We start from the raw sequence: 26,199 nt of genomic DNA, 5'->3' as shown, positions 1-26,199 counted from the left end.
CGTCAGGCTCATAACCTGAAGGCCGCAGGTTCAAATCCTGCCCCCGCAACCAAACTCTTTCCGAAGATCAAAACGAAAAAGCCCTCCATATCGGAGGGCTTTCGTATGTCTGCACCAGCGCTCGCATCGTCGGGCTCCGTGCAATTCCATCTCCCCGAAATACCGAAGTCCGTTATCGCAGGCGCTAAGACCGCATCTTCGATGGCCATCCCGACGCCTAGTCCTGCGTTCAATAGCCGCAAGGGTCTACGCAGCGAATGCAGCAATGCCGCAACACAAAACCACAAGCCCGCCGCAAAGCGGGTTGTTTTATTGTCGCGAGAAAAAGCAATCACTTTTGTGCCGCTCGCCTGCGGTTCTCGTCATGCGACGAACTCGCCACCAGTTTCATTGCGGCAGCGAGCAGGACGATAGCACCGGGCAGCACGAGAGTGTTCCACTCAAGCTCTCCCTCGGTTTCTGCGATGAGCGTCGCAAAATGAACCACCAAATACAAAATGATGACCTGGAAGAAGAGAATCTTCAATTCATTAATTGTGGACAGCAGCATCCACCTCGGCACTTTTCGACGCTCATCGTCCGACACATCGAAAACGAATCCGAACGTAATCGCATATGCAAAGATGATCAGAATGATGCCGAAAATGAACTTATCGGTAGAACGCAGCACTGCCGCGATAACGGACGAACTTGGATCCATACGAACGGCCGCGAACGCATTTCCGAGCGTCAGCGTGCCCTCCCAGAACGTGAGTGCAGCACCGCTTAGAAGGCCTAAAGGCGCGATGATGATGACATAGCGCAGCGATAGAAACAGCGAGAGCATAAACGTACTCCGTCGGCGGAACTGACGGTGGTCAAACCACCTTGCTATGTCGGGGGCAACGGCTCCATCCGGGCATGCCCAGCACCCCGCGTCAGCAAAAGCTAATCAATGACTCCTGAACCAGAAGATCGGAGGAAAGGAACTCTGGTCAATCGTTCAGGTTATTCAGATATTTGCGTGTACGGTTGGCAAAGCATAGCCCGGACCGCTCCGCCCCGCCATTGCCGTCGGGTCATTCCAGGTCGAAATGGACTTGAAGCATAGTCTTGGGATTCCATGCCGATTACCGGGACTCCGGGGCAAGGCTAAAGTGGCAATTCGACGAACACGACCAGTCCGCCAGGAGCGCGTGACGATGACTTCAGATTCAAATCGGCATTTTTCCGTTTGGACATTGATGGCGATGGTCGTGGGCTCAATGGTCGGGGCCGGAATTTTTTCTCTGCCGCAGGCCTTCGGACGCGCGACCGGACCGTTCGGCGCATTGATCGCGTGGTCGATCGCCGGTATCGGCATGCTGATGCTAGCCTTCGTATTTCAGACACTGTCTCGACGAAAACCGGAGTTGGACGCAGGGATATACGCCTATGCAAAAGCCGGGTTCGGCAACTATCTCGGGTTTCTCTCTGCGCTTGGATATTGGTCGGCTGCCTGCCTCGGCAATGTTTCGTATTTCGTCCTGATCAAGTCGACACTTGGCTTGTTTTTCCCCGTCTTCGGGGACGGTAACACAATCATCGCGATCTTCTGCTCATCGATCCTGCTGTGGCTCTTTCACACGCTCATTCTGCGCGGTGTCAAAGGCGCAGCCGCGATCAACACCATCGTGACTTTCGCCAAGATCATTCCAATTATCCTTTTCATTGCCTTTGTTGCCTGGGGATTCCACGCGGATATTTTCGCTGCCAATTTCTGGGGCGGCGAGGACGTCAGTTTCAGCAACGTCGCCAGCCAGGTTCGCGCCACGATGCTTGTGACCGTCTTCGTCTTTGTCGGAATCGAAGGCGCCAGTGTGTATTCCCGCTATGCGCGGAACCGCAACGATGTTGGAGTGGCAACGCTTGTGGGTTTCCTCGGCGTATTATGCCTGCTTGCTCTTGTTACGATCCTTTCCTATGGCGCCATGTTGCGCGCCGATCTTGCAGGACTGCGCAATCCGTCCATGGCCGGCGTTCTGCAAAGCATCGTTGGACCTTGGGGGGCCGTATTTGTCAGTTTGGGATTGTTGATTTCCGTTCTGGGCGCCTACCTGTCGTGGGTGCTTCTCGCCGCAGAAATTCTTTTTTCGGCCTCGAAATACGAAACCATGCCGCGGTTTTTGTCGCACGAAAACAGAAACGGAGTGCCCTCGAACGCATTGTGGCTCACCAATATCGTCGTCCAAACGTTTTTGATTCTGACGCTGTTTACGCAATATGCGTTCAGACTTGCGCTCGAGCTGACGAGCTCGATGATCCTCGTTCCCTATCTCCTCGTTGCCGCGTACGGATTTAAACTTGCCTGGTCAGGCGAAACATACGACCGGGATCCGGCTGGCCACCGGACGGATCTGATACGTGCCGGGATCGCCCTGATATACACTGTGGGCTTGATCTATGCGGCCGGAGCAAAACACCTGCTGCTATCGGCGGTGATCTACGGGCCGGGTTCAATTCTCTTTATTGTTGCGCGCCGCGAAGGGGGCAAAACCGTCTTCACTCCAAGCGAATTGATCATGTTCGCAGCCGCGAGTCTCGGCGCGGCAATAGCGGTCTATTCCATCACAACAGGTCTCATTTCCGTTTGACCGAGCGCCGTGACGGTGTGCGTCGAAAGAAACGCTTTGGCGCCATTGCTGGCTCAGTTAGTCGCAGCGTTTCATTTCGGTCCAAAAGGTCGTTGCTTGCGTAAGTCGCGCACGAAAATCGGGACGCGAAGAATGGTCGTGGGATTCTATGCTGATCCACTGGAGGACCGAACAACACTATAATTCAAATCAGCACTCGCTACGGTCAGCGCACTCGGACATTTGATAGAGTTTTGTAGGGGACACCATGACTTCAGACTCTACTCAGAAATTCTCGTTGTTTGCGCTAACGGCCATGGTCGTCGGATCGATGGTCGGCGCTGGCATATTCAACCTGCCCGGTCGGTTCGGTGCCGCAACAGGCCCATTTGGCGCCATGATCGCCTGGGCGATCGCGGGCACCGGCATGTTCATGCTCGCCCGCGTGTTTCAAGCGCTTGCCGAGAAAAAGCCGGATATCGACTCGGGCGTGTTCGCCTATGCCAAGGCTGGCTTCGGCAACTATATGGGCTTCCTGTCGGCTTTTGGCTACTGGCTTGGTAGTTGCCTTGGCAACGTCTTCTACTGGGTGCTGATCGGCTCGACGCTGGGGCGCTTTTTCCCTGCCGTCTTCGGCGACGGAAGCAGCGCCACGGCGATCATCGTGTCGTTGATCGGTATCTGGGCATTTCATTTCATGATCCTGCGCGGCGTCGAGCAGGCGGCGTTCATCAACACCATCGTCACCATCGCCAAGATCGTACCGATCCTCGTCTTCATCCTGATGCTGATCTTCTCCTTCCACTACGGGCAGTTTGCCGAAAACTTCTTCGGCGGCGCCGGCATGCCGGAAAAGTCGTTGGTCGCGCAGGTGCGTGACACCATGCTGATCACCGTGTTTGTTTTCCTCGGGATCGAAGGGGCGAGTGTCTATTCGCGCTTTGCCAAAGAGCGCGCGGATGTCGGCACCGCCACGATTCTGGGGTTCGTTGGCGTCACCGGCCTGATGGTGGCGGTCACTCTGCTGCCCTACGCAGCGATGCCGCAATCGGCTATCGCAGCCATGCAGCAGCCTTCGATGGCCAGCGTTCTCGAGGCGGTCGTCGGTCATTGGGGCGCCGTCTTCATTTCCATCGGCGTTCTGGTCTCGGTTCTTGGCGCTTATCTCGCCTGGTCGCTGATTTGCGCCGAGGTCCTGTTTGCTGCCGCCAAATCTGAGGACATGCCGAGGCTTTTTGCCGCGCAGAACGGCAATCGGGTGCCTGCCAATGCCCTGTGGCTGACCAACATCGTCGTGTCGCTATTCGTCATCTCCACCTACTGGTCCCGGGATGCGTTCAACTTCATGCTCGACATGACCAGCGTCACGGCTCTTTTGCCCTATCTGCTTGTCGCGGGTTACGGCGTGCTGCTCGCCCGCAGTGGCGAAGGCTATGAAGAAACCGCCAATGAACGCGGCCGCGACCAGATCTTTTCCTGGATTGCGGTCATCTACACGATCATCATGTTCATCGCCGCCGGGCTGAAATATGTGCTGCTTGTAGCGGTCTTGTTCGTGCCAGGCACAATTCTCTACGTCTGGGCGCGGCGTGAGCAGAAGGTGCAGATGTTTACGTCTGTCGAACTCATCGTTTTGGCCGTCACGGTGATCGCCGGCATGATCGGCGCCTACGGCCTGCTGAGCGGCACTATCACGCCTTGATAGGGAGGTAGAAGAATCATGACCCAAGACATCACATTTGGCGTTCACTCCGAGGTCGGCCAATTGCGCAAGGTGATGGTTTGTGCGCCTGGTCGTGCCCATCAGCGCCTGACGCCGACCAACTGCGACGCCTTGCTCTTCGACGACGTTCTCTGGGTCGACAACGCCAAGCGAGATCATTTCGACTTCATGACCAAAATGCGCGACCGCGGCGTCGAAGTGGTGGAGATGCACAATCTGCTCGCCGAAACCGTTGCGGTCCCTGAAGGCAAGAAGTGGATCCTCGACAACCAGGTGGTGCCAAACCAGGTCGGTCTAGGCCTCGTCGATGAGATCCGCAGCTATCTTGAAGGATTGTCCAACCGCGAATTGGCGGAAACTCTGATCGGTGGCCTGTCGACGCAGGAATTCCCTGAGACCCACGGCGGCGAAATGCTGAAGCTGGTACGCGAGGCGGCTGGCGTCACCGAATATCTGCTGCCGCCGCTGCCCAACACGCTGTACACCCGCGATACGACCTGCTGGATCTATGGCGGCGTGACGCTGAACTCGCTCTACTGGCCGGCACGCCACGAGGAGACCATACTCACCACCGCCATCTATAAATTCCATCCTGACTTCGCTGGCAAGGTCAAGGTATGGTGGGGCGATCCGACCAAGGACTGGGGTCTTGCCACGCTCGAGGGCGGAGACGTCATGCCGATCGGCAAAGGCAATGTACTCATTGGCATGAGCGAACGCACCTCGCGCCAGGCGATCAGCCAGGTTGCCGCCAATCTCTTCGCGCAAGGTGCAGCCGAACGGGTCATTGTGGCGGCAATGCCGAAACTGCGTGCCGCGATGCACCTCGATACAGTGTTCACCTTTGCCGATCGCGATTGCGTGCTGCTCTATCCCGATATCGTCAATGGCATCTCCGCCTTTTCGTATCGGCCCGGTGCAACGCCGGGAACGGTCGAACTGCACAAAGATAAGGGAACATTTGTTGAGACTGTCCGCGACGCTCTAGGCCTCAAGGAGCTACGTATCGTTGAAACGGGCGGTAACGATTATATGCGCGAACGCACGCAGTGGGACAGTGGTGCCAATCTCGTTTGCGCTGCCCCGGGTGTCGTCTTCGCATATGATCGCAACACCTACACCAACACGCTTTTGCGTAAGCAGGGCATCGAGGTCATTACCATCATAGGCGCCGAGCTTGGCCGCGGTCGTGGCGGCGGCCATTGCATGACCTGCCCGATCATCCGCGACGCGGTGGTTTACTAATTCTGGGATGCTTTGATCGCTGTGGCAAATACTGCGCACGCTTTATAGTAGCAAAGTTTAACGCCTACTGTGCGGAGGGTTAGTTGCAGGCGAAAATTGTTGCATTGGCGAGATCATTCTCAATTTTCGGTTTGGTTGTCGGCACTGTCTTTTTCGCTGCATCCTTAAGCCCGAGCCTGATGCCACGAACTTACCTGGTTCAAGGCATTGTTGCTGGTTTCTGCGCAGCGCTGGGTTATGGGATCGGCGTATTGCTGCGTTGGCTTTGGCTCTATTTGGAGCTGCCGCTGCCGCGTGTTCGAACAACTGTGAAGATCGCGTCTATTGTCATCTGCATCGCAATTGCGGCCATCGTTCTTTGGAGAGCCACCGAATGGCAGAACTCCATTCGGAAGCTGATGGGGCTCGATCCAGTGCAAAGCGCAGAGCCCTTTGAGCTCGTTGTCATTGCGCTGGCTGTGTTCGGTTTGCTGGTGTTGTTCGCGCGGCTCTTCAGGCTGACCTGGATGGCTCTCGCGGCTTTGTTCGAACGATTTCTTCCAAGACGAGTGTCCATTCTCGTCGGCGGTTTGATTGCAGTCGGATTGTTTTGGTCGATCGCAGAGGGTCTTCTTTTCAGAACAGCGTTGCGGATTGCGGATAGCTCATTCCAGCAGCTCGACGCCATGATTGACGATGATCTGGCGATGCCGGGTGATCCTCTAAAAACAGGCAGTGCGGCTTCTCTTATCGACTGGAAAGAACTGGGTCGGCGGGGCCGCGAGTTCATTATTTCCGGGCCTACAGGCGCTGAAATTGGCAATTTCTTCCACGAAAACGCTCTCGACCCTATCCGGGTTTATGTCGGACTTAACAGCGCAGATACCGCTGAGGAGAGAGCTCGGTTGGCTTTGGCGGAGCTCAAGCGAAACGGGGCTTTCAAGAGATCTATCCTGATCGTCATTGTTCCAACAGGGACTGGTTGGGTCGACCCCGCGGCAGTGGACACAGTCGAATTCCTTCACAAGGGCGATGTTGCGAGCGTAGCCCTCCAGTACTCATACCTGAGCAGCTGGCTGTCGCTGTTGGTCGAGCCAGCCTACGGCGCAGAAGCGGGGCGCGCGCTTTTTCGTGAAGTCTATCGCTATTGGATCACGCTCCCTCGTGATCAGCGCCCGAAACTGTACCTGCATGGGCTCAGCCTCGGCGCAATGAATTCAGAGCTTTCGGCCGATCTCTTCGATATCGTTGCCGACCCGTTTCAAGGCGCATTGTGGAGCGGGCCTCCCTTCCAGAGCCGCACGTGGAAGTCGGTGACTGCCAATCGCAATCCCGGTTCGCCCGCCTGGTTGCCGCGTTTCCGCGACGGCTCCATCGTTCGATTTACCAATCAGCATAATGCGCTGGACATCTCGGGTTCCGTCTGGGGGCCGATCCGGATCGTTTACCTGCAGTATGCCAGCGATCCAGTAACGTTTTTCGATTTTCATTCGCTCTACCGGGAACCTGATTGGATGAAGATGCCACGCGGTCCGGATGTATCCCCTGAGTTTCGCTGGTTCCCTCTGGTCACAATGACGCAACTTTTACTGGACATGGCAACAGCCACCACATCTCCGATCGGGTATGGCCATGTCTATGCACCGGAACACTATATCGATGCGTGGATTGCCGTCACTGATCCGCAGGGTCTTTCCCCCGATGATGTTCTCCGCCTCAAAACATTTTTCGAGAACAAGTTTCGAAGTGGCGCTGAGGTGGCCGCGCACGGATAGGGTCTTAGTCAACTACGGCGCTGGTCGACTGTAGTGTCGTATGCATTGCCGACGGCGCATTCAAAAAGAGACGCAACGCATCACTCTGGGATTCTGTGCCAATTTCCTCGCTGCATTCGCGCGATATGTTTTCGATGTGGCCTCGTGATCAAGGTCTAAGGGTTCGGTTCACAACTTGGAGGGTGTCATGTCTAGTCTGATCGCCATCGTCTATCCAACGGAAGCAAAGGCTGAGGAGGTGCGCCGACGCCTTATCGAACTGCAGAAGGAGTATTTGATCAAACTTGGTGACGCTGTCATCGCAACCAAGACACAGGGCGGCAAAGTCAGGCTGAACCAGCTTGTAAGTATGACGACGTCTGGAGCTGTATCGGGCAGTTTTTGGGGCCTTCTCGTGGGTGTCCTATTTCTGAACCCGCTCATCGGCGCGGCGGTGGGGGCGGCATCGGGAGCCATCGCAGGCGCACTAACCGATGTCGGCATAGACGATGCATTCATGAAAGACCTTGCGAGCAGTCTGCAGCCCGGGAATGCGGCGTTGTTTGTGCTGGTGCAGGAAATGACGGCCGATAAGCTGCTGAAGGAGATATCCGGTTTTGGCGGTGTGGTGCTTAAAACCTCCTTGGATGAGACCAAGGAGCAGACTTTACGTGATGCCCTGCAGAAAGATGCGGCAGCCTAGTTGGCCGATGTTCACGCCTGAAGCGTAACCCATTGTGATCGCCGGCATTGAGCCGGCGAGAAGGAGGTATGCGGAAATCGAAATTTTCGAAGTCGCCAAGCAATCCAGGCGACGCCCAATCGGCGCATGAACATCCTGATATTCCGTTTGGCGAGCCGATAGGGAGTGAAACATGACAGGACAAAGGCAATTCGGACCTATTGCGACCGGCATTCTGATTCTTGCCCTCCTTCATTTCGCTCAGGCGATCTTCGTTCCGCTTGCATTCTCGCTGTTTCTCATCGCGTTGGTTTGTCCAATCCAATCCACACTGCAGCGGTGGTTGCCGCAGCTGATAGCGCTGCTTCTCACCCTTATTCTAACGATGGCAATCATTGCCGCCATCAGTTCATCGGTCGCTTGGGGGTTCGGCAAACTCGGTCAATGGCTTTTCACCAATGCGGGTCGTTTCCAGCTCATCTACGCGAGCTGGACCGATTGGCTGGAAGGACATGGCATAGCAATCGCCGGCGTGCTCGCCGACCGTTTCGATGTGAGGTGGCTGGTCGGCTTCACGCAAGGAATGGCCGGTCGAGTCAATAGTTTTGCCGGCTTCGCACTGCTGGTTCTTGTCTTCACCATGCTTGGTCTGCTCGAGGTTGACGATTTCAACGAAAGACTGAAGACCCCTGCTGCGCAGCCTTATGGCGCGCGCATTCTCCTTGCAAACCGCGAGATTGGCATGAAATTGCGCCGCTTCATGATCGTGCGCACATTCGCCAGTTTGTTGACGGGTCTCGTCGTCTGGATGTTCGCGCTCGCGGCAGGGCTGGAACTTGCGGCCGCTTGGGGCGCGATCGCCTTTACGCTCAATTATATTCCGTTCTTGGGTCCGTTTGTCGCAACGGTATTGCCGACACTGTTTGCCATTGCCCAATTCGAGTCATGGCCGATGGCGGTCGGGGTCTTCGTGGGGCTCAACCTGATCCAATTTGTTATCGGGAGCTATCTTGAGCCGCTGCTGATTGGCACTTCTCTTTCGATTTCGCCGTTTGCGGTAATTTTCGCAGTGTTTTTCTGGAGCTTCATGTGGGGTGTTCCTGGCGCCTTCATCGGTGTGCCAATTCTAATTGCCTTCATTGTCTATTGCTCAGGCGAGAAATCCACGAGATGGATCGCGACACTCGCTTCGCGAGGGTCGTCGACATGACCGGCCGGTGAATCTGGGCCGGTCAGCGTGAAGACTGTCGTTGTTCCGCCCTCTTTGCTTCCCGAGCATCGCCGAGCGGGCGGGTGAACCGGCCTGAAAACCATTCTGCAAATCGTTCCACAACGACGAACAATCCCGGGATCAACAATATTCCCACGGTCGTTGCCGCCAACATGCCTCCGAGAATGGTGACGCCAAGTGCCTGGCGGGCGTTGGCACCGGCGCCCGTTGCGACCACCAGCGGGATCATCCCCAAGATAAACGAAACGGCAGTCATCATCACCGCCCTAAAACGCTGAGCCGCTGCAGAAACCGCTGAATCAACGATCGAGAGCCCGCGCTCCCGCTCAACTCGCGCAAATTCGACGATCAGGATGGCATTTTTCGAAGCGAGGCCAATCAGTAAAACGATACCAATCTGGGCATACAGCGAGTTTTCCAGTCCTGATACTGCGAGCGCCGTGATTGCGCCTAAAGCGGCAAAGGAGAGCGAGAGGATAATGGAGACCGGCAGGGTCCAGCTTTCGTACTGGGCAACAAGAAACAAGAACGCAAAGATGAGCGCCAGCGCCAAAATCATGGGGGTCTGCGCCGCAGATTGCCGCTCCTGCAGGGACAGCCCTGACCATTCGTAGCCGTAGCCTTCAGGCAGCACTTCTGAGGCCGCGCTCTCGAAAGCCGCCATCGCCCGAGCCGAACTGGTTCCCACAGCTGGAATTCCGTTTATAGGAGCGGCGGGAAAAAGATTATAGCGCGACAGCGAAAACGGTCCGAGGTCTGGTTCCAGGGTTACCAGAGTGCGCAGGGGTACCATCGTGCCATCGCGGCTTCTGACATGCAGATTGAGAACATCATCCGGAATTGTTCTGAACTGGCTGTCCGCCTGCAGGTTGACCTTGAATGATCTGCCGTCATGCGTGAAATCGTTGACATATCTTCCGCCGAACTGGGCTCCGAGCGTTGAATAAATCTGGTCGACGCTGACGCCCAGGCTTTCGGCACGCACGCGATTGACATTCACGAAAACCCGGGGGACATCCGCCGAGAAAGAACTGGATGCAATCGCAATCTCCGGCGTCTGGCCGGCAGCGGCTATCAGCGCCCGTGCCACCTGACTGATGTCTTCCGGCGATTGGCCCAAGTGTGCTTGTAGCCTGAAGTCCAATCCCCCCACTTGCCCGATGCCGGGGATGGGCGGAGGAGCGAATACAGCAACGTTGGCCTGCGGAAGGGTCGAGAAGCGCGCATTGAGCGATGCCAATAAGGCTGTTGTTGACAGGTTTGGCGCGTCTCTTTTTTCCCAGGGATCCAGCATGACAATGGCGAAGCCGCCATTCGGCACAGAGCCGCCCTGCAAAAGGCTGAAACCCGATATCGTCACGACCTTCGCCACGCCCTCCGTTTCTCGCAACGCCGCTTCAACCTGTTGCATCGTTTTTTCGGTGGTTGAAAGTGTGGATGCATTGGGTAGCTGAAGGTCCACAAAGAGGAAGCCCTGATCCTCATCCGGCAGGAATGACGACGGCACTTTCAGGAAAAGCAGCATTGCTACGACGATCGTGGCAGCAAGGATGCCAAGAACAATGACGATACGCCGAGCGAGACCGCTGACAACACGGGTATAGCCATTGCGCGTCTTTTCCAGCACGGACTCGAATCTTGCCAGCGGTCCGCTGAGTTCTGCCGGCTTGCGGAGAAGGGTCGCGCAAAGGGCCGGGCTCAAGGTTAAACCGATAAAAGATGAAAAGACGAGCGATGCGGAGATTGTGACCGCAAACTGCCGGTAAAGCTGGCCGTTAATGCCTTGCAGAAATGCCGTCGGAACAAACACGCCCAGTAGCACCATCGTCGTGGAGATGATCGGGCCGGTGACCTGTAGCATGGCCCTTTCACTGGCAGTTTTTGCGTCCAATCCCTGATCTTTCATGAGCCGCTGCACATTTTCCACGACGAGAATGGCGTCATCAACAACAAGTCCCGTCGCCAGTATGAGCGCAAGCAGCGTGATGAGATTGATTGAAAACCCCGCGACATAAAGAACGGCGAATGTGGCGATCAGCGATGCCGGAATGGCGAGCGCAGGAATTATGGTGGCGCGCCATTCGCCAAGAAACAAGAAAGTGACCGCCACCACAATTACGAAGGTGATTGCGAGCGTTATGATGATTTCGCGAATGGACGCGCGCACGAACTGCGTCGAGTCATAAACCGGCTCATAGGTCAGACCGTGCGGAAACTGTCGCGAGAGAGTTTCAAGTTCCTTCGTCACCGCATCTGCTGTACCCAGCGCATTGGCGCGCGGCGCCTGATTTACGACGAGCATTGCACCAGGAGCTCCGTTCACTCTCACGCTGGACGCGTAGCTTTGCGCCCCGAGTTCGACCCGGCCGATATCGCGAATGCGAACGAGAGCGCCCGCCTGGCCTGTCTTCACGATAATGTCGCGGAAGGCTCCGGTCTCCTCAAGTCGGCCTTGGGCGACCAGCGTGTACTGAACCTTCGCATTGTCTTGCGAAGGTGGACCGCCGACCTGGCCGATCGACGCCTGAATATTCTGGGCTTGAATTGCCGATGCGACATCATCCGGTGTTATCTCGAGCGCTGCCATGCGCACGGGATCCATCCAGATGCGCATACTATATTGGGACGATCCCATGACCGACGCTTCGCCGACACCCGGCACGCGCGATAGGGCGTCTGTGACATTCATGGAGAGGTAATTGGCAATGTCGAGTTCGCTGAGCGTGTGATCCGGGGAATAGAAGCCGAAGGCCACCAGGAAATCAGGAGAGCGGGCTCGCACGGTGATCCCCTGCTGGGAGACCGCGGCCGGCAACTGTGCGGTTGCAAGTTGAGCACGATTCTGGACGTTGATCTGGGCGAGGTTGGGATCGGTGCCGACGGCGAAGGTCACCGTTAGGGTATAGGAACCGGCATCGGAGCTGTTTGATGACATATATATCATGTCATCGACGCCATTGATCGCCGTTTCCAGAGGGTCCCCGACCACCTTTGCGATGACCTCGGCATTGGCGCCGGGATAGAAAGCCGAAACCGTGATGCTTGGCGGCGTTATGTTGGGATATTGGGCAATGGGAAGCCCGAAAATTGATAGGCCGCCGGCGAGGCATAGGATAATGGCGACGACAATTGCGAACCGTGGACGGGAGATGAAGAAGCCCGAAATCATGGCTGCTTCCCAGCATCTTGCTCGACGGGCTGGACAGCGATGCCATCGGAGAGCCGCTGCGTCCCTTGCACAACGATCTTTTCTCCCGATTTCACACCCTGTCGGACAGCCCACAGATCACCGACCTTCGCCCCGGTGTCGATACGGCGTTGCCGAACAATATTGTTCTCACCCATCACGTATAAGAAGCGACCGTCGCGGTCCTGCAGGACGGCGGTTTGGGGCACGGATGGCCCCATGGCCTGCTGGACGCTACCGACAATGAGCTTGACGAACTGGCCAGGCATCAACAGTCCCTCGGGATTTGGGAATATCGTTCCGACGGTTGCTGTTCCTGTTCTTGAATCGACTTCTGGCGATAGGAACTCCAGAATACCATCCTGATTGTAAACGCTGCCGTTCGGTAACCTCAGGGTCAATTTCATGGCCTCGGCTGTCGATTTCATCTCCGCCGCGTCTCTTTGACGAAAGGTTGTGATGTCTCCTTCGGTGACAGAAAAGGCAACGCGCACCGGATCGACCTGCACCAGTCGAACAAGCGCTCCGACATCCGGACCAACGAAATTGCCTTTGGTAAAAAGCGGCTGACCGACGCGGCCCGAGATCGGCGCTGTTATGCGCGTGTAGGAAAGATCGAGTTCAGCCTTCGTGAGGCCTGCCTGAGCTGCGGCAAGGTCGGCGGTCGCAATCTCAAAGGCTGTCTGGGACTCTTCATAGGCGGCGCGCGCCACGGTGCTGCGTCGGACAAGTTCCGCATTCCTGTTTCGATTATCCGTGGCCTGGTGAAGGGTTGCCTCGGCACGTGCGACCTGCGCCTTGGCAGTGGCGACGGCAGCTTCATAGAGCGCAGGCTCAATGACGAACAGAATATCGCCATCGCTTACGGCCGCGCCCGGACTGAATGCGACTTCCTCGATGAAACCCGAAACGCGAGCGCGAACGTCCACCGCCTCCAGGGCCTCTACGCGGCCGATATTCTCACTCGGAGATTCAACCGGTCCATCGACAACCGATTGCACCACGACAGTGGGGGGCGGCCGGCCCACAGGAGGGGTGTCCTGCGCTGAAATGCGGACCGGCAATGCTAAAAAAAAGACGAGCCAAGGAGAGATGGCAAGGATAGTCCAGGAGATATTTTTCATCTGGATCTCCAAGGCGATAGCATCGTCGCACGGAGAAAATATATATTGCGGACCACTGTGCGAACAAGAAATTCCCTACCACTCCACATAGAAATGGACTGATTGCCAAGATTTGGGACGTGGAGCGAATAGAGGTCAGTTTGACCTGTTGCGCACCAAGAGATGTGTCGGCCATTTGCTGCTGACGTGCAGGGGTGGTCCGAGCTATTCCGAGCACCACCCAGAAGTGGCATGCAAGCGTTCATATGCTGTTAACCACGTCGGCGCTGCAGTTGTGCCGGGCGATCCCTGTGCAGCTTTGGATGTAAGCAACATCTAAACAATCCGGATTAATTGTGTTATGCACTATTGCTACGCAGGGGTGAGTGTCTGGCCGTCGGGGGGAGTGATGTCGGAGCAGCATCTTCAGAAAAGGGTGATTTGCTTGATTTCAGTAGACGTAGCCGCGGTAGGCGACCGGTTGCGTGCTCTCCTAGTTATCGGGAGTGTGAAGCTATGAGAGCCGAAGGCGCGATCGGACGAGATATATTGGCCAACGGCACAATCTCAGATGCAAAGCCCGCGGCGCCGAAGCAAACACCAGTTGAGCCCGAACAGGGAGCACGTGGCACCAAGCACCTGCCCACATATGAGCTCACGACACACGATCTTCCCCCGGGATACCAGTTTGAAGCTTGGCGCAACAACTTTGCACCCATGCTAGAGTTCGACGAACCCGACGACGTGACAGTCGGCTTTGGCGGCAAGCAAGTGACCTGGGACCTTGGTTGCCTTGCCTTCTCTCGCATCGAGACCGACGCATTGGGTTTCGTCAGCCTGCCCGGACATACACGACGGGATCCACTGGATCACTGGACGCTGACGACGTTACTTTACGGGTGCGTGAATACCATTGCACCAGCCAGGACGTTTGAAGGCAGTGCTGGTGTGGTTCAGGTCCATCCTCTTGGCCGACCCTTCGAAGGGAACATCACCAATAGCGAGATGCTGATGTTGTTCGTTCCACGTGATTTTTGCGCCGAAGTAACGAGCGCTCTGAATGCCGCGGAATTCTCCAATCTCAGCACCGGAATGGGGCGACTGTTCACGGACTACATGATTGGCCTTGCCAAGCGGCTGCCGGTGATTGATGAAGCTGAACTTCCAGCACTGGTGGCTGCCACCCGGGCAATGATACTCGCCTGTGCGTCGCCTTCTGCAGACCATATCGAGGAAGCGCGGGAGCCGATTGCATCGGTGCTGATCGAAAGGGCGCATCGAATTATCCAGGCCAGATTATTCGATCCGAAGTTTGGGGCAGATTCCCTGCGTCGGGAACTTGGCGTCTCACGCTCACGGCTCTATCGCCTGTTTGAACCGTTCGGCGGCGTCATGCATTATATTCAGCATCGGCGCCTGCTCGATGCGCATTCGGCACTGAGTGATCCGACCGATCAACGCCGTATCATCGAGATCGCTGAGCAACACTGTTTCAACGATGGGACGGAATTCAGCCGCGCTTTCCGGCGCGAATTTGGTTGTAGTCCCACCGACGTAAGGAGCGGGCAAAAGGCCGATCTGCCGTACAGGCCGGCGACCGATCTAAAGGCGTACGCGCCTGAAGAACGGTTTGGCGTACTGTTACGCCGGCTTCACGGCTAAGGTGGGCCGACGATCGCTTTAAACGAGACAGGAGCGGGACCGCATCCGGTCTGGAAGCGCTGAAACCAGCGATCTGTTCTCGCTCTAGCAGGACATCAGCGGTGGAGACAGGCGCAGGTGTTGTTTTCACCCATGCGCAGTGGTAGTATTCAGTAGTAGCGTTGCAGCTTTGGCGCGCGCTTTGTATGTTTCGTCTGTGAGTTGCTTCTAATCAGTAGAAAATCTCTCGCAAATGAGGAACATACTCAGCCGCCACTCAACGGTGCCTCCGCCTGTTTGTCTTAAACGTGAACGGATATACTGGAGGAAAAAATGACCAAGTGCACGATAGGTCTTACTCTCTTAGGCTGCCTTGCCTTGTCTGGCTGCCAATCTGCTTCGACGTCCCAAGCAGGACGCAGTAACGAGTTCGGCTGCATCGCCGGTACGGTCGGCGGCGCGGTCGTCGGCGGATTGCTTGGCGCAACTATTGGCTCAGGGACCGGACAGCTCTGGGCTGTTGGCGGCGGTGCCACGCTGGGCGCTGCGGGGGGCAGTGCCTTGACATGTCATTGACGCGAAAGGTCGGAATTATGAAAAGAGTAGTCCTGCTGACGGGATTCGTTTTTTTTACCACCATTGCGGCCACCGCGCAGAATCAACCGGTCGCTATGAACCAGGGCCAAATGGACCGGCTCGATCGTGACAAGAATGGAGCGGTCGACCGATCCGAATATCAAGCCTTCATGACGTCGGCCTTCACGAGCCTGGACAAGAACAAGGACGGCAGCCTGAACTCTGACGAAGTTGTCGGAGTTCTGACTGTCCAGCAATTCTCCGCCACCGACGCCAACGGTGACGGCAAAGTGAGCCAGAGCGAGTTCCTGAATAGGGTGATGGCGGACTTCAAGACCGCCGACCGCGGCGGCGACGGGAACCTGCAGTAACGCACAAGCGACCGAAGCGCCAAGGAAAGCGTGTTTCTGCTCGCCTCTCTACGCGGTAGTGACGGCCAGACGTGTTCGTCCGGCAGGCGACCCTCACATAGTTCATCACGCCGGTCTCGTGAGGCTCAGGGATGTGGGACCGGGTTTGCCTACTCGTCGCGTCGCAAGTTGCGAATTCGGTCGAAAAGAACCGCAAGCACGATTGCCCCACCGATAAAGCAGCCTTGCCAGAAGGCGTTGATGCCGAGCAGGCCAAGACTGTTGCGAATAACCTCGATGAGCGCGGCGCCGATCAACGCCCCAAAGGCGGTGCCGACGCCGCCGGCCAGATTGGCGCCCCCGATGACCGCAGCGGCAATGACCTGAAGTTCCATCCCGGCGCCGATATTTGTGGTGACAGCGCCGAGCCAACCGGTCTGGATGATGCCGGCAACCCCCGCCGACAGGGCGGAAATCATATAGACGATGACCTTGATCCTCTGCACGGGAACGCCAGTCAGTGTAGCGGCGTGCTCATTGCCGCCGATGGCAAAAACATAGCGGCCGAACTTGGTCCAGCGCAGCACAAAACCGGTAATGAGTGCCAGCACGACCATGTAAAGCACTGGATTGGCGATGCCGAAAAGCCAAGCACCACCACCCAGCGCCAGCAGCTTGTCGTGATCAGGCCCGAACTGGAAAACGACGGTGTTGTTGGACGCAACCATCGCAAGGCTGCGCGCGATCGACAACATGCCGAGCGTGACGACGAAAGGCGGGAAGCCAAGATAGGCAATCAACAGGCCATTGAAAGCTCCGACTAAAAGAGCGGTACCGATCGAGGCGGCGATGCCGACCTCAATGCTGTACCCCGCGTGCATGACGACCGCCAGCACCATGCTGCACAGGCAAAGCACGGAGCCAACGGACAAGTCGATGCCGCCGGTGATGATGACCAGCGTCATGCCCAGCGCGATAATTGCGACGAAGGTGACGTTGCGGGTGATATTGTAGATGTTCTTTGCCGTCGCAAAGGAGTCTGTCGCCATCGACAGAAAAATGCAGGCGAGAATGACCGCAATCAGAACCCAGAATGTCTGGCCGCCCAAGATCGCCGCAAGCCAGCTCCGTTGCTTCTGTCCGATCGTCTGGTCAAGTGTAATCGCCATCGTCGACCTTCTTTCTTGCTGCTGCAACGGATAGCATCGATCACACCTGTTCGATGGCGCCGGTGATCAGTCCCGTCACTTCCTCCGGCGAACTTGCCGCAATTGGCTTGTCGGCCACTTTTCTGCCCCGCCGCATCACGATCACGCGGTCTGCGACCGAAAAGACGTCGGGCATGCGGTGGCTGATCAGGACAACGACAATGCCCCGGTCACGCAATTGGCGGATCAAATTCAGAACCTCGGCCACCTGGCGCACGGAAATGGCTGCTGTCGGCTCGTCCATCAGCACGATTTTCGCTTCCGACAGCATCGTGCGAGCAATCGCGACCGCTTGCCGCTGTCCGCCTGACATTTGCTTGACGAGATCGCGCGGCCGCGTCTCGGATTTGAGTTCGCGAAATATCTCGCCGGCGCGCATGTACATGGTCTTGTAGTCGAGGATGCGAAGGGGCCATACGCCGCGGCGCAATTCTCGTCCGAGGAACACGTTCGCTGCCGCCGTAAGATTGTTGCAGAGCGCCAGATCCTGATGAACGATCTCGATGCCATGCAGCCGTGCCTCCTTCGGCCGATGAAGCACGAGATCGGCACCATCGAGGCGCATGGTTCCGTGGCTCGGCCGAAAGTTGCCGGCGATCATCTTGACCAATGTGGACTTACCGGCGCCGTTATCACCCATGAGGCCGACCACTTGCCCCGCTTCGAGCGAAAACGAAACATCGTTGACGGCCTGGATGGCACCGAAATGTTTGGAAATATTGGTGAGCTCGAGAACCGCCACCAGCCTTCTGGCCTCCCAAAAACTTGTCGCTATCTGTTCGCTCCGGACCCGGCTTGTTTTCGACGAGGCTCAAGCGACTTCGCCTTTCCAATATCCTCCCAGGAAAAGCGATTATTAGCATTTACGCAAAACCCCGCGACAGCGTCAACTCATTGTCCGAGGTGTTGGCCCATTTGTAACAAAAATCTGTTTTGTCGGACAAATATCATTTGACGGAAGTGGCGTCCGAATATTAGCTATCAGTGGGAGAGAGAGCATGCTGATCCTTGTTACCGGTGCGACGGGCAAGGTCGGGCGGCGCTTCATTGCTGGGCTGCTTGACGATCCGAGATTTTCCAAAGCCCGTATTCGCGCGCTTTGTCATAACCGTTTGTGCGAGGCGACAGACCGTGTCGAAGTCATCCGCGGCTCGATCGCCGATCGCGATGTTGTGGCCGCGGCGCTCTCTGATGTTACCCATGTCGTGCATCTCGCCACATGCAAGGAAACGCCTGAAGACATCATGGATGTCACGGTCAAAGGTCTCTTTTGGCTGCTTGAGGAGTTCCGTGCGAGCGTCAGGGCACGCCAGTTCATCCTGATCGGCGGCGATGCGGGCATCGGGCATTTCCACTATCGCCACAATGGGCCGATCACCGAGAGCGCACCCCATTGCGCTTATCCGGGAAGCTACGCGCTCTCCAAGGTTCTGGAAGAGGTCATGCTGGAGCAGTTTGGCATTCAGTACGGCCTCAATGGCTGTTGCCTACGCGCGCCCTGGATCATGGAAAAGGACGATTTCAAATATTCGCTGTCCTTTGGAGACGACGTCTTCGGTGGCCCGGACTGGAAGACGCTCGTTCCGGAAGAAGCCGCACGGGGCTATGCGGCTATGGGTACGGTGCCGCTGCTGCTCGATGCTGACGGCCGCCCGCTGAAACGCAACTTTGTGCATGTCGATGACCTCGTATCCGCAATATTGGCAGCGATCGACAACCCTCGGGCGGAGCGGCAACTCTTTAATATCTGCATGGATCGACCTGTCGACTATGCCGAAGTCGCCGCCTACCTGTCTCGCACGCGAAATCTCGGCTCCGTCGAGATTCCGAGCCGCTTTCATTCCAATTGGATGGACAACAGCAAGGCGAAATACCTGCTGGATTGGCGGCCAAACTACGATCTCGAAATGCTTATCGACTCGGCGTGGCAATACGAGCGTTCGAAGGAGGAGCCTCGTATCGTTTGGTATCCGGGTTGATTTGGTGTGGCGGGCATGCCGTGCCCGTCTGTTTCAAGGGAGGAAACCATGAGGAAGGCATTATTACTTACAGCCGCAGTTTTAGCACTGACCGCCGGGCAGGCCCTGGCCAAGAAGCAACTCGTCATCGTCGTCAAGGGCCTCGACAATCCATTCTTCGAAGCAATCAATCAAGGTTGCCAGAAATGGAACAAGGAAAACCCGACTGCGGAATATGAGTGCTTCTACACCGGTCCGGCATCGACATCGGATGAAGCCGGCGAAGCGCAGATCGTGCAGGATATGTTGGGCAAGGCAGATACGGCCGCAATCGCGATTTCGCCGTCAAATGCAAAGCTCATCGCCCAGACCCTGAAGACCGCCAATCCGACGGTTCCGGTGATGACGCTTGATGCCGATCTTGCAGCCGAGGATGCAGCCCTGCGCAAGACCTATCTCGGCACCGACAACTATCTGATGGGCGCACGCATCGGCGAGTACATCAAGAAGGCCAAGCCGAAGGGCGGTAAGATCTGCACAATCGAAGGCAATCCGGGAGCGGACAATATTCTACGCCGCGCCCAAGGCATGCGCGACACGCTCACTGGCCAGAAAGGCCTGACCGCATTGAAAGGCGAGGGCGGTTGGACCGAGGTCGCCGGCTGCCCGGTCTTCACCAATGACGACGGTGCCAAGGGTGTGCAGGCAATGACCGATATCCTCGCGGCCAATTCCGACCTCGACGCATTCGGCATCATGGGCGGCTGGCCATTGTTCGGCGCGCCGCAACCCTATCGTGACCTGTTCAAGCCGATGGCCGACAAGATCGCCAGCAACGATTTCGTCATCGGTGCTGCCGATACGATCGGTGACGAGGTTGCTATTGCGAGAGAAGGCCTGGTGACTGCACTCGTTGGCCAACGGCCGTTCGAGATGGGCTACAAGGCACCTACGGTGATGATGGATCTGATTGCCGGCAAGGCAGTTGAAGATCCGGTATTCACTGGGCTCGATGAGTGCACGAAGGACACAGTCGATACCTGCATTCAAAAGTAGGCTCGCGGCTTGGCGCACCCGGTACAAGGGTGCGCCGACTGCCTCGACGTGGCGGATCGAAAGATCTGCAGGGCTTGACGCGCCCTGAATTCCGAGCTTTGTGCCGGATCCAATCGCAGGCGACTTCCTCGTTATTACGATTGTTTTGATAATACGTGCAGACAGTCGAAAGAATGCTGAGGCAGTAGAAATAGATGCCTGACAAGAAATCGGGAAAGCCTATGACTCCGGTCGAGGTGGCGGTGGTTGACCGCTCAGCCACCACAAGGCGCCCAAATGCTCCCCGCATGACGGGGGCGAGTGTTCATGTGTCTTTGGCGGGCGAGATCGGTCTCCGGATCGTGCGCGGTGACTATCCGCCCGGGACGATCCTGCCAAACGAGGCAAAATGGTCGCAAGTCTTTGAAGTTAGCCGGTCGGCGGTGCGCGAAGCGATCAAGATGCTGATGGCCAAGGGCCTGCTTTCTTCCCGTCCGAAAATCGGCAGTTGGGTCGAACCCAAGGAACGTTGGAACCTGCTGGATCGGGATGTATTGGGTTGGTATGCCGCGTCACCCGATCGCGAATCGTTTCTGAGGACCGTGCAAGAACTCAGGCATATTATCGAGCCGGAAGCGACTGCGCTTGCTGCTGAGCGCCGAACTGAGGAGCAAATGAACGTGATCAGTCAGGCCCTGCATGACATGGGTCACGCGACATCACTCCAGCAGCGAACGGAAGCCGATGCGCGATTTCATATCGCAATCCTGCGTGCCTCTGGTAACGATCTGCTGGTGCCGCTCGGCGTATTGATTGAATCGGCGCTGAACCACCTCTTCACTCATGTCACGCGCGAGGAAGACGACCTGGTATACGTGTTGAAACTTCATGAGAATATTGAGAAAAGCATCCGATTGCAGCGACCGAACATGGCGCGCAACGCAGTCCGCAAGGTGCTGGCAAATACAGACCAAATCATAGCACGGTGGTCACGATAGAAGTCTGTATCCTGTCTGGCTGAGGAAGCGGTCACCAGCCCCGCGTGCGTATCTATCCACCGACGGAAAAGCCCGCTCTCACGCGGGCTTTTTGTTGGCCAAGAGCTGAAATTAAAACCCCGTTGCTTAGGAAGCCAGCGGCGCAGCTTTCCGAGGCGACCTTGCCATCAGCCGCGCATAAGCGATGGCTGACAGCATATTGACGTGGTTGGCGCGGCCGGTTCCGGCGATGTCGAAGGCGGTGCCATGATCGACCGAGACGCGGTCGATCGGCAGGCCGAGGGAGACGTTCACGGCGGTCTCAAAAGCGACGAGCTTGATCGGGATGTGGCCCTGGTCGTGATATTGGGCGATCACCAGATCGAAGGCGCCGTTATAGGCGCGGGCGAAGACCGTGTCGGCGGAGATCGGGCCGACCACGTCAATACCCTTGGCCTGTGCGAGTTCGACGGCAGGTCCCAGGAATTCGGTGTCTTCGGTTCCGAAGAGGCCGTTTTCGCCACAATGCGGGTTGAGGCCGGCAACGGCGATGCGGGCCTTCTTGCCGAGGCGCATGAAGTGATTGTGGCCGGCTTCGATCGTCGCCAGCACGCGCTCGGTCTTGGCCCGCTCGATCGCGCCCTTCAGCGAGATATGGGTGGAGACGTGAATGGTGTTCAGCCGCTCGGAGGCGAGCAGCATGAAGGAGCTCTTGGAACCGGTCAGATGCGCCAGCAGGCCGGTATGGCCATCGAAATGATGGCCGGCAAGGTTCATGGCTTCCTTGTTGATCGGCGCCGTGACGATGACGTCAGCCTCCTTCGACATTGCGAGATCGACGGCGCGGGCGATGTAGCGAACGGAGGCGTCGCCGGCGACCGGGCTGACCTTGCCGATTTCGGGGAGGGGGGCGCCAAGCGGTACCTCATCGACGGCGATGGTATTTCCGTCTTCGGAGGCGGAGGGGCCAAAATTGAGGCTGACGTCGGTGGCGCGCGCAGCGCGTTCCAATGCTTCGGCATTGCCAACGATGACGAAATCGCGCCGTTCGGCGGCCGGCAGTGCGGCCAGCGCCTTGACGATCACTTCAGGGCCTACGCCGGCAGGGTCGCCAAGGGTTACTGCGACTTTTGCATTTCTGTCCATCAAACAAATTCCTCTTGAAAGCCCTGCCTCAATAGGCCGCTTCGTAGATCGAGCGTATGTCAGTGCGCGTCAAGTCGCGCGGATTGTTATCCAGGAGCCTGCGGATCGCGAAAGCATCGTCGGCCATGGCGTCTAGATCGTTTTCCGGCACGCCGAGGCCGGAGAGCGTCATTTCGATGCCGAGTTCCGCGCAGAAGGCATAGGCCGCATCGAAGACCGATTTGACGGTATCGGATGTGTCGCAGCCAAGTGCTTCCATGACTGCCTTCGTCTTTTCCGGCACGGCCGGCGTGTTGAAGGCGAGAACATGCGGGAAGATCAGCGCATTGGCCGCGCCATGGGCGACATGCCAGCGGGTGCCGAGCGGATAGGCGAGTGCATGGCCGCCGGCTGTATTGACCGGGCCAAGGCAGAAGCCGCCATAGAGTGAGGCCAGCGAAAGCCCGGCGCGGGCTTCGGCATCCGAGCCGTCGCGCACGGCTCTTGCAAGATACTTGCCGACGAGCCGCGTTCCCTCGATCGCATACATGTCGATCATCGGATGCGCCTTGCGATTGGTGAAGGCCTCGACGCAATGCGCCATGGCATCGATGCCGGTTGCGGCGGTGGTGCGGGCTGGAACGGAGAAGGTCAGCGACGGGTCGATGACGGCGATATCGGCGAGCATGTGAAGGCTCTCGACCGCGAGTTTAGCCTTGGTCTCGGGATCGGTGACGAGCGCGCGGATGCCGGCCTCGCTGCCTGTGCCCGATGTGGTCGGCACCTGCGCGAGCGCTGCCTTGCGCGCCTTTTGCACCTTGTTCGGGCCGACAACTTCGCGAAGCGTCTGCTGCGAGCCGGCAAGTACGGCAGCGAGCTTGGCAAGATCCATGGCGCTACCACCGCCGAAGCCGACGATGAGCTCAGCCTGTGTCGCTTCTGCCGCGGCGAGCACTTTGTCGAGATTGGCAATATCCGGCTCGGGCGTCACATCGGAGAAGACCGAAACCTCACCCTTTAGCTGCAACACATCGATGCGTGCGGCGTTGAAAGCATCCGAGATAACCAGCGTTCGGGAATAACCCTTGCCGGCCGCCCAGGCGCCCAACTTCCCCGCAGTTCCGACACCGAACTCGATTAGGTGTGGCCGGACAACGGTAATAGGTGAATCCAAACTGACCATATACGGTCCTCCCGATGCGCGACGGCCTCGACCGCCAATGATGTAAATTTGTTATCCCGTCCTATCGTTTTTGGCAAGAATGAATGAGGGTTTTTCTCGTCTGTCGATCAATTTCCGGCAAGTGGGACGTGTTTTTCATGGCCTAAGCATGGCTTAGTATGTTGATATATAACAGTTATTGTTGCCGTCATGACAGCGTGCTCATCCAGGTGAGCAGCTTGTCAATCGCTTGTCGTGTATTTGTAAAAATAATGACGCGCATGGAGGAGGCCGAAGTGTTTCACACATTCGGCTCCTCCATGCGCAGTCGGAACTTGCGATTGCTTCTAAGCAATTGATTCCAAAGGAAGACGCACATATTTGATGGCGCGCCGGTAATAGGTGTAGGCTACATGAAGCGCGCCATCTGGTCCCTGCGTGATGGAGGGATAGGAGAACTCGCGATTGAGCATATCCTTCGAATTGTTGCTCAGGCAGTAACCGTCACCGGTATCGAGATCGAACTTGCGTTTGAAATGACCATCTGTATTGGCAGAAACTGCAAGGCTGAGCGGCGCGCGCGGAACGCCCCAGATGGCCTTTCTGGCCGGCATGCTCGAAATTTCCGCGACAGGCGCCTTATCGCTTTCTATTTCGTCATAGAGCGAGTGGCGTCGCGCATCGGAGGACGCGGCATTGCTGTGGTTGTAAACCATCGCGATTCTCCGGTCCGTCAGCCCTACGGCCTGGATCGAGGAATTATTGTTGGGCAGATTGGTCGGCTCCGGAGCGCTCCAGGTCTCGCCCTGGTCTAATGACAGCGAGGCGCGAATATTCTCCGAATAACGATCGCGGAAGAAGGCGATCATCCTATCGCCCTCGAGCGGTATGATATTCATGTGCACGGCGCCCAGACTGCCTTCTATCTCCTTCATTTGCCAGCTCTTTCCGGCATCGCGGGAGATCAGAACGCCTGCAGTGTCGGCATCGCCGCTCCAGCGCTGACCGGGTAGGCTGATGCAACGGAAGATGGGAAGTAACCAGTCGCCTTTGCCATTAACGACAATCTGCTGCCGCACGAAAGTGCCTGGCAGGTCGCAGAGAATGGTGGGCGGAGCAAAACTCTTGCCACCATCTTCAGAGATCCGGCATTTGACAACCGCGCCGTCCTGATCGCCAGATGTTTGCGAGGTGTAAAGCAGCCAGACCCGACCATCCGGCGCGTTGAAAATCAACGGATTTTGCTCGGATTTTGCCGGATCATCAGACATTTTCTCCGGTTCGGACCAGCGATCCGCGCCGGGTGCCAGCAGCGACATGTAAATCGAGATGTCACCCATGCCTTCCATCGTGCCGCCAAACCAGACACAGGTCAGCGTGCCATCGGCCAGAAAAGCGAGATTGGCGGCATGGTTCTGGATGCAGGGAGAGGGCAGATAAGCATCAAAGCGGCCAATCTGGGCGGTATTTTCTCTGACGACACCGTCCATCAACGCCGGAATGTCCTCGGGCTTCAAACCTGTCATTTGCATGGCATCCTCCTTTACGGCAGCTTTGCGTAGCCTTCGGCGAGTGCCGCATATTCGGCATCATTGAGCGGCACCAGCGGCGGGCGCGTGCGCCGCCAGCCGGCATTGCCGGTCTTCAGGCCAACCATGGCTTTGATCGTCGGGATCTGGACATAGGAGTTCGACAGGGTGCGGAAGGCATTGATGCGCCCCTGCGTAGCCTCGACCTCTGCCCTCTTCGTCTCGTCGTGGACATGGTCGTAGACCGTGCGCAGCGAATTTGCGACGAGGTTCGAGGTCGCGGTAATGCAACCGGCGCCTCCGGCCTTCAGGAGCGGCAGCAGCAGCGGGTCGGCACCGCATAGCACCGAGAAGCCAGGGCAGGCTGCGATGATCGCCTGCATGTTATTGAAATCGCCTGCAGATTCCTTAATACCGACGACCGTTTCCGGGAAGGCTTCAACCAGGCGGCTGATCAGCGGAATGGAGAGCGGAACGCCTGAGACCTGCGGGATATGATAGAGGATCACCTGCAGCCTGGTATCGCCGATCTTCTCCAGAATCTGCGCATAGGCAGTGAACAGCCCCTCATCGGAGACGCCCTTGTAGTAGAAGGGCGGCAGCATGACCACCTTGGTAACGCCAAGCGAAAGCGCATGCTTCGTCAGTTCGACCGTCTCGGGAATGGCGACGACGCCGGTGCCTGGCAGCAGCTTGTCGGCTGGAATGCCAGCCTTCAGAGCCGCTTCGAGGATCATGCGGCGTTCGGGGGAAGAGAAGGAGTTGGCTTCGCCCGTCGTCCCGAGCAGTGCAACGCCGGAGCAGCCTTCTTCGATCAGCCGCTGGCAATGTTCCGCGAAAAGGCCGAGATCGGGGCTGCCATCGGTATTGAGAGGGGTGGTGGCGGCGCTATAGACGCCTGTAATCTTGTGATTGCTCAAAGTATCCTCCTCGTCAGACCGGGCCTTCCCGGCACGTTCCTACGCTGTCGTATTCATCTCAATGCGGCGTAGTTGTCAATCTTACAAATTTGAAAACTTCGTATGCGCATTTTCAAGTTATTGATTTCTATCATTAAATAATTGATGTCATCGTTTTTAATCTTTCGTACCCTATTTTCCATTGACAGATTTACATTATCGCGCAAATGTCAGCGCCATATCG

21 protein-coding genes are annotated in these 26,199 nt (G+C 57.1%); 12 read left to right on the top strand and 9 right to left on the bottom strand.

Annotation, left to right across the window (positions count from 1 at the left end; all coding sequences use genetic code 11):
- Window positions 1–331: 331 nt before the first annotated feature.
- Window positions 332–826 (bottom strand): YqhA family protein, encoded by a 495-nt coding sequence (locus AB4Z13_RS23755; protein ID WP_113322757.1) that lies wholly within the window; start codon window positions 824–826, stop codon window positions 332–334.
- A 355-nt stretch (window positions 827–1,181) separates the two neighbouring features.
- Here AB4Z13_RS23755 and AB4Z13_RS23750 point away from each other — a divergent pair, with 355 nt between their 5' ends.
- From AB4Z13_RS23750 to AB4Z13_RS23725, 6 genes are all read left to right on the top strand, one after another.
- Entirely contained in the window at window positions 1,182–2,612 is a 1,431-nt protein-coding gene (locus AB4Z13_RS23750) for a basic amino acid/polyamine antiporter (protein ID WP_113322755.1), read from the top strand.
- 247 nt (window positions 2,613–2,859) lie between these two features.
- A complete protein-coding gene (locus AB4Z13_RS23745; RefSeq protein WP_113322753.1) occupies window positions 2,860–4,293 on the top strand; it encodes a basic amino acid/polyamine antiporter in 1,434 nt (477 codons plus the stop codon).
- A gap of 18 nt (window positions 4,294–4,311) precedes the next feature.
- Window positions 4,312–5,559 carry an arginine deiminase gene (arcA, locus tag AB4Z13_RS23740; RefSeq protein ID WP_442206934.1) on the top strand — a complete coding sequence of 416 codons (1,248 nt, stop codon included), beginning with the start codon at window positions 4,312–4,314 and terminating at the stop codon, window positions 5,557–5,559.
- A gap of 83 nt (window positions 5,560–5,642) precedes the next feature.
- Window positions 5,643–7,313, top strand: a complete 1,671-nt coding sequence (locus tag AB4Z13_RS23735; protein ID WP_439016435.1) for an alpha/beta hydrolase — start codon at window positions 5,643–5,645, stop codon at window positions 7,311–7,313.
- A 187-nt stretch (window positions 7,314–7,500) separates the two neighbouring features.
- Window positions 7,501–7,995, top strand: a complete 495-nt coding sequence (locus AB4Z13_RS23730; protein WP_025669117.1) for a DUF1269 domain-containing protein — start codon at window positions 7,501–7,503, stop codon at window positions 7,993–7,995.
- A 172-nt stretch (window positions 7,996–8,167) separates the two neighbouring features.
- The gene (locus tag AB4Z13_RS23725; RefSeq protein ID WP_113322747.1) at window positions 8,168–9,184 is read left to right on the top strand and encodes an AI-2E family transporter; all 1,017 of its coding nucleotides are present in this window, start codon (window positions 8,168–8,170) and stop codon (window positions 9,182–9,184) included.
- A 22-nt stretch (window positions 9,185–9,206) separates the two neighbouring features.
- Here the strand turns inward: AB4Z13_RS23725 and AB4Z13_RS23720 are convergent, their stop codons facing one another.
- Window positions 9,207–12,374 carry a multidrug efflux RND transporter permease subunit gene (locus tag AB4Z13_RS23720; protein WP_113322745.1) on the bottom strand — a complete coding sequence of 1,056 codons (3,168 nt, stop codon included), beginning with the start codon at window positions 12,372–12,374 and terminating at the stop codon, window positions 9,207–9,209.
- Window positions 12,371–13,393 (bottom strand): efflux RND transporter periplasmic adaptor subunit, encoded by a 1,023-nt coding sequence (locus AB4Z13_RS23715; RefSeq protein ID WP_439017273.1) that lies wholly within the window; start codon window positions 13,391–13,393, stop codon window positions 12,371–12,373. Before AB4Z13_RS23715 ends, AB4Z13_RS23720 begins: the two co-directional genes overlap by 4 nt.
- Window positions 13,394–14,011: 618 nt before the next feature.
- On the opposite strand from AB4Z13_RS23715, the gene AB4Z13_RS23710 reads away from it, so the two are divergent.
- From AB4Z13_RS23710 to AB4Z13_RS23700, 3 genes are all read left to right on the top strand, one after another.
- On the top strand, window positions 14,012–15,157 hold the full coding sequence (locus AB4Z13_RS23710) for a helix-turn-helix domain-containing protein (protein WP_442206933.1): 1,146 nt from the start codon (window positions 14,012–14,014) through the stop codon (window positions 15,155–15,157).
- A 312-nt stretch (window positions 15,158–15,469) separates the two neighbouring features.
- Window positions 15,470–15,712: a hypothetical protein gene (locus AB4Z13_RS23705; protein WP_439016433.1), complete on the top strand. Its 243-nt coding sequence runs from the start codon at window positions 15,470–15,472 to the stop codon at window positions 15,710–15,712.
- A gap of 17 nt (window positions 15,713–15,729) precedes the next feature.
- Window positions 15,730–16,083 (top strand): EF-hand domain-containing protein, encoded by a 354-nt coding sequence (locus AB4Z13_RS23700; RefSeq protein WP_113322737.1) that lies wholly within the window; start codon window positions 15,730–15,732, stop codon window positions 16,081–16,083.
- Between the two features lie 149 nt (window positions 16,084–16,232).
- On the opposite strand, the gene AB4Z13_RS23695 is transcribed toward AB4Z13_RS23700, so the two are convergent.
- Both AB4Z13_RS23695 and AB4Z13_RS23690 read right to left on the bottom strand, forming a co-directional pair.
- Window positions 16,233–17,231 (bottom strand): ABC transporter permease, encoded by a 999-nt coding sequence (locus AB4Z13_RS23695; protein ID WP_113322736.1) that lies wholly within the window; start codon window positions 17,229–17,231, stop codon window positions 16,233–16,235.
- Window positions 17,232–17,271: 40 nt separating this feature from the next.
- The gene (locus tag AB4Z13_RS23690; protein WP_439016431.1) at window positions 17,272–18,012 is read right to left on the bottom strand and encodes an ATP-binding cassette domain-containing protein; all 741 of its coding nucleotides are present in this window, start codon (window positions 18,010–18,012) and stop codon (window positions 17,272–17,274) included.
- Between the two features lie 256 nt (window positions 18,013–18,268).
- On the opposite strand from AB4Z13_RS23690, the gene AB4Z13_RS23685 reads away from it, so the two are divergent.
- From AB4Z13_RS23685 to AB4Z13_RS23675, 3 genes are all read left to right on the top strand, one after another.
- Window positions 18,269–19,249, top strand: a complete 981-nt coding sequence (locus AB4Z13_RS23685) for an NAD-dependent epimerase/dehydratase family protein (protein WP_113322733.1) — start codon at window positions 18,269–18,271, stop codon at window positions 19,247–19,249.
- Window positions 19,250–19,297: 48 nt separating this feature from the next.
- Entirely contained in the window at window positions 19,298–20,284 is a 987-nt protein-coding gene (locus tag AB4Z13_RS23680; RefSeq protein ID WP_029868596.1) for a substrate-binding domain-containing protein, read from the top strand.
- Window positions 20,285–20,478: 194 nt separating this feature from the next.
- Window positions 20,479–21,261, top strand: coding sequence for a FadR/GntR family transcriptional regulator (locus tag AB4Z13_RS23675; RefSeq protein ID WP_442206932.1), 783 nt, complete (start codon window positions 20,479–20,481; stop codon window positions 21,259–21,261).
- A gap of 126 nt (window positions 21,262–21,387) precedes the next feature.
- Here the strand turns inward: AB4Z13_RS23675 and pdxA are convergent, their stop codons facing one another.
- The 4 genes from pdxA to AB4Z13_RS23655 all read right to left on the bottom strand — a co-directional run bounded on the left by pdxA (window position 21,388) and on the right by AB4Z13_RS23655 (window position 25,976).
- Window positions 21,388–22,386 (bottom strand): 4-hydroxythreonine-4-phosphate dehydrogenase PdxA, encoded by a 999-nt coding sequence (pdxA, locus tag AB4Z13_RS23670; RefSeq protein ID WP_442206931.1) that lies wholly within the window; start codon window positions 22,384–22,386, stop codon window positions 21,388–21,390.
- A gap of 28 nt (window positions 22,387–22,414) precedes the next feature.
- Window positions 22,415–23,548, bottom strand: coding sequence for an iron-containing alcohol dehydrogenase (locus AB4Z13_RS23665; RefSeq protein ID WP_442206930.1), 1,134 nt, complete (start codon window positions 23,546–23,548; stop codon window positions 22,415–22,417).
- A gap of 326 nt (window positions 23,549–23,874) precedes the next feature.
- Window positions 23,875–25,059 carry an exo-alpha-sialidase gene (locus tag AB4Z13_RS23660; RefSeq protein ID WP_113322727.1) on the bottom strand — a complete coding sequence of 395 codons (1,185 nt, stop codon included), beginning with the start codon at window positions 25,057–25,059 and terminating at the stop codon, window positions 23,875–23,877.
- Window positions 25,060–25,070: 11 nt separating this feature from the next.
- Window positions 25,071–25,976, bottom strand: coding sequence for a dihydrodipicolinate synthase family protein (locus tag AB4Z13_RS23655; protein WP_442206929.1), 906 nt, complete (start codon window positions 25,974–25,976; stop codon window positions 25,071–25,073).
- Window positions 25,977–26,199: the final 223 nt, after the last annotated feature.

The organism is Rhizobium sp. YAF28 (assembly GCF_052113285.1).
In the GTDB taxonomy this organism is placed as follows: Bacteria; Pseudomonadota; Alphaproteobacteria; order Rhizobiales; family Rhizobiaceae; genus Rhizobium.
Note: the sequence above shows the minus strand (reverse complement) of the source record. Positions and strands in the feature narration are given on the sequence as shown.